At 43.9% G+C, this 1,072-nt stretch carries 1 protein-coding gene; it reads left to right on the forward strand.

Annotation, left to right across the window (positions count from 1 at the left end; genetic code table 11):
* Positions 1-502: 502 nt before the first annotated feature.
* Positions 503-1,072: hypothetical protein (locus JF818_RS11845; RefSeq protein WP_198892210.1), on the forward strand; the 570-nt coding region annotated here is incomplete at its 3' end.

The following is a 1,072-nucleotide window of genomic DNA, read 5'->3' on the forward strand; positions in this document are numbered from 1 at the left end:
CGATATGACCTGCTAAAAGGGATTAAGACACACCACATAATTCAACATAATTGCCTGAGTATTCCGGGCATGTTTGCAGCACCAGTCCAGTATTAGGAAATCATTTTTCCGATTAGTGGAAATCACAGTTCTGGGATGGGAATCACCAGCCTTAGAATGGATAAATGCACCTTGGTGCAAATTCATTCTGAGGATGTCGACATGCTCCCTTACTGAGAAACCCTTAGGCTTACCGTTTTGGGATGTTCACAACGTGAGATGAGTGAAAGCGTAAGCGTCTCACAGAATGCGGTTGTCAAGATTCAGCAGCAGACTTTAGCGCTTGGCCGCGTGACGTATCGGTTACGGATTAAATCCTGAAACAGAAGCTATTCCCAAAGGAACAAGCAGCCTCCTTTCTTTTCTTGCATGTTTTTATTGCTAACCTTTCAACCAGGTTTTATCATATGTACAACCTAATGCACACATCATGCTATACCCATATAGGCGAGAGGAGTCTGCGATGGAACGGAAGTTCTCGTGGTATAGGACCATGAATATCCTGGTGGTTGCATCATGCATATTATTGGTCATTTCATGTTTTGATGAAATAGACACTCCTTCTATTGAAACTGAAACGGAAACGGACACGCTACTTCTTGGTAGTTCCGGCTATGTGATTGGTGACATAGGCCCAGCCGGAGGGTGTGTATTTTATGACAAGGGAAGTTATAGTGATGGTTGGCGCTATTTGGAAGCTGCTCCTAAAGACGCATATTGGGCAATTTTTGGATATTACTATCAGACTGAACCGATCGAGATGTGTGCTAAAGTGGGGACAGCGGACGAAATAGGAACCGGCGAGACGAATACTGCGGCATTGGTGGCAGCAATGGGAAGCACTGCACATATTGATCTTTATGAAGACGGTACTACAGCAAGTTACGCAGCTAAGCATTGCGCTGATTTTGAGGTGACCAAAGATGGTGTGACGTATGATGATTACTTTTTGCCGAGTATAACGGAACTGGAAACGATGTATCAGAATCTTTACTTGAACAATCTAGGACGTCTAGAGGGAATTCTTTACTGG

This window comes from Sphaerochaeta sp. S2, from assembly GCF_016406725.1.
In the GTDB taxonomy this organism is placed as follows: Bacteria; Spirochaetota; Spirochaetia; order Sphaerochaetales; family Sphaerochaetaceae; genus Sphaerochaeta.